Origin of the sequence: Phenylobacterium sp., assembly GCF_044236515.1 — a bacterium.
Taxonomy (GTDB): Bacteria; Pseudomonadota; Alphaproteobacteria; order Caulobacterales; family Caulobacteraceae; genus Phenylobacterium.
Window position 1 is genome coordinate 1 of the sequence record NZ_JBIIGK010000193.1, and the last position, 4,588, is coordinate 4,588.

Sequence of the window (4,588 nt, forward strand, 5' to 3'; positions counted from 1 at the left end):
GCACCCCGACCTGGCGCTGGGAGCCCCGACCTGGGGCTGGCTCGATTTCGCCTTCCGCGCCATGGCCGTCCTGGCCCGACCCGACCGCCTGCGCAGGATCACCCTGCCGGTGGTGATCGTGTCGGCCGAGGACGACAAGCTGGTGGACAACGCCGCACAGGCCGCCGCCGCCCGATACCTGCCGCAGGGAAAGCAGCTGACTGTCCCCGGCGCCCACCACGAAATCCTGATGGAGACCGACGAGATGCGTAACATCTTCCTGAAGGCCTTCGACGCGCTCACCGGCCGCACCGCGCCGAAGCCCGCCGAAGCGCCGCGACCGGCCGCGGCCCCGGCCCCGGCCGCCGCGCCCGCTCCGACCGCGGCTGCTGCGCCAGCCGCCGCCGCCCCGGCCGCCACGCCGGCCGTCCCGGTGACCAAGCCCGCGGCCAAGAAGGCCCCGGCCAAGAAGGCCGCGGCTGCGAAGCCTGCGACCGCCAAGACGCCGGCGGCGAAGAAGCCGACCGCCGCCAAGGCCGCGCCGGCCAAGACGCCCGCCGCGTCGAAAGCCGCCGCCAAGACGCCGGCGGCCGCGAAGAAGCCGGCGGCGCCCAAGGCTGCGGCCAAGAAGCCTGTCGCCAAGCCCGCCGCCGCCAAGGCCGCCACGGTGAAGAAGCCGGCCCCGAAGGCCGCCAAGCCCGTCGTCGCCAAGAAGCCTGTCGTGGCCAAGAAGCCGGCCGCCAAGGCGCCGGTCGTCGCCAAGAAGCCGGCGGCCGCCAAGGCCCCCAAGGCCGCAGCGCCGAAGACCACCGCGCCGAAAGCCGCCGCCAAGAAGCCGGCCGCGAAAACCCCGGCCTGACGCCTCTCCTCCTCTCCCTCCCCGCGGGGGAGAGGAGCCGTTACCCGGCCAGCGCGTCCAGCACCTGGCCGACACACGCCTTGTCCCCGGCCAGGATCACCTGGCCGCCGGTTGCGCCGACCGACTGGCCGGACCAGTCCGTGACGACCCCGCCGGCGCCTTCCAGAACTGGAATCGCCGCGTCGATGTCCCAGGCCTTCAGCCCGGCCTCGATGACCAGATCCATCGTACCGGCCGCCACCATCGCATAGGCGTAGGCGTCGCAGCCGAGCCGGGCCAACCGGCTGGCCGCCCGCACCCGTCGCCAGGCGTCAAGCTCTGTGGCGTTGAAGCAACCTTCGGGGTCGGTGGTGGCGATCACCGCCTGGGTCAGGTCCGGGCACGCCCGGGTTTTCAGGGGCGCCACGCCGTCCGGACCGATCCGGCGGGCGCCCCTGGCATGGCCGATGTAGATTTCGCCCAGATAGGATTGGCCGATCGAGCCCAGAACCGGCCGCCCCTGATGGCGCAGGCCGATCAGCGTGGTCCAAAGCGGCAGCCCGGCGACGAAGGCGCGCGTGCCGTCGACGGGATCCAGCACCCAGACGAACTCCGCGTCCGGCCGGTCCTCGCCGTACTCCTCGCCGATCACCCCATGGTCGGGATAGCGCGCCGCAATCAGCGCGCGGATCGCCCGCTCGGCGCCCTTGTCGGCTTCGGTGACCGGGTCGAAGCCTCGCGGCCCGCCCTTGTCGACCTCGCCGTTGTCGGCGGCCCGGAACCAGGGCGCAATGGCCTCGCCGGCGGCGGCGTTGAGCTCCAGCAGGAAGCCGTCGAGGGCGTCGAGGATGTCGGCGGAAAGGGCGGTCATGCCGCCCCTCTATCAGCCTTCGGCAGCGGCGTTGAGGGACTTGCCGGTGTTGCGCAGGCGCAGGCGCGGCATTTCTGCGGCGAAGCTCTCCGCCGTCTGGTCGAGCCCCTCGTAGAAATAGCTCACCGGCACGTCCAGCAACTCGGCCAGTTGCCAGATGCGGGCCGCCGACATCCGGTTCGCGGCGCACTCGTACTTCTGGATCTGCTGGAACCGCACGCCGCAGCAGCTCGCCAGCTGCTGCTGGGTGAGACCGAGCAGACGGCGGCGCCGCCGAAGCCGGCGGCCAAGGTGAACGTCGATCGTGTCCATCACGCCACTCACTGAGAATCCTGTCCCGAACCGGCACAGCCTGCCCCGGGCGCCGCAATCCGCGCGCCAAGCGGTTGGACGGATCGGCCGCCCGGCCCTAGGTATGGAGGCGATGAGCGCGAAAAAGCCGTCCTGGAGCCGCGATCTCGCTTGGCGGCTGGAAGCCCTCGCCTATGACGCCCTCGCCGGGCTGGCGCGCAGTTTCCCGATCGACGCGGTGTCCGATTTCGGCGCCGGCCTGGCGGCGCGGCTGGGGCCGCTGACCAGTTCGCATCGGGTCGCCGAGATCAACCTGCGGACGGCCTTCCCGGAAAAATCCGACGTGGAGATCGCCGAGTTGCTCGCCGAGCAGTGGCGCCATGTCGGCCGCTGGGCGGCGGAATTCCCGATCCTGGACCGCATCCTGGCCGATCCGGGCCGGGTCGAGGTCGTCGGAGCCGAGCGGCTGGACGCCATCCGCGACGGCGCCGGGCCAGTGGTGTTCATCTCCGGCCACTTCTCGTCGTTCGAGATCATGCCGGCGGTGATCATCCGCGCCGGCATCGCCTGCCAGATCACCTATCGGGCGACCAACAACCCGCACGTCGACGCCCGCATCCGCGCCAGCCGTTTCCGCTATGGCGTGCGGCTGTTCGCGCCCAAGGGGACCGACGGGGCGCGCGAGCTGCTGCGGGCGCTGTCGCGGGGCGAATCCGTGGCCCTGATGAACGACCAGAAGTTCAACGGCGGGATCGAAGCGCCGCTGTTCGGCGTGCCCGCCCACACCGCGCCGGGTCCGTCATCCTTCGCCTTGCGCTTCGGTATCCCGCTCCAGCCGATGAGCGTCCAGCGGGTCGGAAAGGCGCGCTTCCGGGTGGTCGTCCACGATCCGATCCGCCTGGCCGACACGGGCGACCGGACGGCCGACATCGAGGCCGGCGTGCGGACCGTCAACGCGTTCATGGAGGCCCGGGTCCGCGAGCGCCCGGCCGAATGGTTCTGGGTCCACAAGCGCTGGCCGAACGCGCACTACCGCCGCTGATCAATTCCCTTCCTGTGCATGGGGAAGGGGTGACGCCTACCCGTTCGTCTCGCGCCAGCGCTGGAGGGCCTCGGCGGGTCCGGCGTAGGCTTCCTGCAGCGGCGCGCTCCAGTAGCGCAGGTGCTCGAGCGCCACCTTCTTGCCGGTTACTGCGCACAGGACATAGCGGCCCGGTTTCATCACCGCGAAGTCGCCGTCGCCGTAATGCAGCTTGGCGAGGTCCTGGCCGAGGTCGGAGGCGTTCATGCGGCGCGATATAGCGTCTGGATCGGCCTCAGAACAGGTCGCCCTGAACCGATGGCCGGGGCACCGGGGCGGCGGCCGTCTTTCGCGGCGCCGGCTTCGGGGGCGGCGGGCCCGCGGCGCCGTCGATCACCGCCTGGCGGCTGACCTTGTCGCCGAACTTGATGTCCACCGCCTCGCCCCGGCTTAGGCTCGCGCCTTGCCGCACCAGCGAGCCGTCGGCCCGCGTCACCCGCGCGAAGCCGCGTTCCAGCGGCCGTTCCGGGTCCACCGAGGCGTGCAGCTTGCCGAGCGCCGCCAGTCGCTCGGAGAGCCGCGCCAGACCCCGCTCCGCGGCCGGCTGCAGGCGCGCGGCGACGGCGTCGAGGCGTTGGCGCTGCACCGCCTGCGGGCGTTGCAGCAGCAGCGGCGACAGGCGCGAGGCGACCCGCACCAGATCCCGCTCATGCGCCGCGGCGTTGCGGGCGAGCCCGGCGCCCAGCCGGCCGGAGACGATGCCGAACCGTTGGGCGGCCATCTCGACCAGGTCCGGGACGCGTCTCAGCGCGCGCTCGGCGTGCTGGATGCGGCCCCGCCGGTCCTCGACCACCCGGCCGCCGCAGCGGTGCATCCGCGAGCCGAAGTCGCCGACCAGCGCCCGCAGTTCGGCCAGCACCGGGGTCGCCATCTCGGCGGCGGCGGTGGGCGTCGGCGCCCGGCGGTCGGAGACGAAGTCGATCAGGGTGGTGTCGGTCTCGTGGCCGACGGCGCTGATAAGCGGGATGGTGCAGTCGGCGACGGTGCGGGCGAGGGTCTCGTCGTTGAACGCCCAAAGGTCCTCCACCGACCCGCCGCCGCGCGCGACGATCAGCACGTCGGGTTTCGGGATCGGGCCGGCGGGGTCGAGGGCGCAGAAGCCGCGGATCGCGGCGCACACCTGGGCCGCCGCCGCCTCTCCTTGGACGACCACCGGCCAGACCACCACCCGGCACGGCCAACGGTCACGGATGCGGTGCAGGATGTCGCGGATCACCGCGCCGGTCGGACTGGTGATGACGCCGACCACCGCCGGCATGGCGGGCAGGGGCCGCTTGCGCTCCGGCGCGAACAGTCCCTCGCCCTGCAACCTGGCCTTCAGCCGCTCGAGCTGAGCCAGAAGCGCGCCGATCCCGGCCGCCTCCATGGTCTCGATGACGATCTGGTAGCGCGAGCCCTGCGGATAGGTGGTGATCTTGCCGGTGACCACGACCTCCAGGCCCTGCTCGGGGCGGACCTGCAAGGTGCGCACCTGGCCCTTCCAGACCACGCCGTCGATGGCGGCCCGCTCATCCTTCAGGGTCAGGTA

The 4,588-nt window shown here is 72.2% G+C and carries 6 protein-coding genes; 2 read left to right on the forward strand and 4 right to left on the reverse strand.

Annotated features, from left to right (window positions below; all coding sequences use genetic code 11):
* Positions 1–838, forward strand: an 838-nt coding sequence (locus ACILRF_RS14605) for a serine aminopeptidase domain-containing protein (RefSeq protein ID WP_395674147.1), incomplete at its 5' end; no start/stop codon positions are given.
* A gap of 40 nt (positions 839–878) precedes the next feature.
* Here the strand turns inward: ACILRF_RS14605 and hisN are convergent.
* The gene (hisN, locus tag ACILRF_RS14610) at positions 879–1,688 is read right to left on the reverse strand and encodes a histidinol-phosphatase (protein ID WP_395674149.1); all 810 of its coding nucleotides are present in this window, start codon (positions 1,686–1,688) and stop codon (positions 879–881) included.
* Between the two features lie 12 nt (positions 1,689–1,700).
* Positions 1,701–2,003, reverse strand: a complete 303-nt coding sequence (locus tag ACILRF_RS14615; protein WP_395674157.1) for a helix-turn-helix domain-containing protein — start codon at positions 2,001–2,003, stop codon at positions 1,701–1,703.
* A gap of 109 nt (positions 2,004–2,112) precedes the next feature.
* Between ACILRF_RS14615 and ACILRF_RS14620 the strand changes: the two genes are divergently transcribed.
* Positions 2,113–3,021, forward strand: a complete 909-nt coding sequence (locus tag ACILRF_RS14620) for a lysophospholipid acyltransferase family protein (RefSeq protein WP_395674151.1) — start codon at positions 2,113–2,115, stop codon at positions 3,019–3,021.
* 36 nt (positions 3,022–3,057) lie between these two features.
* On the opposite strand, the gene ACILRF_RS14625 is transcribed toward ACILRF_RS14620, so the two are convergent.
* Positions 3,058–3,267, reverse strand: coding sequence for a DUF2093 domain-containing protein (locus ACILRF_RS14625; RefSeq protein WP_395674153.1), 210 nt, complete (start codon positions 3,265–3,267; stop codon positions 3,058–3,060).
* Between the two features lie 28 nt (positions 3,268–3,295).
* Positions 3,296–4,588, reverse strand: a 1,293-nt coding sequence (gene xseA / locus ACILRF_RS14630) for an exodeoxyribonuclease VII large subunit (RefSeq protein WP_395674155.1), incomplete at its 5' end; no start/stop codon positions are given.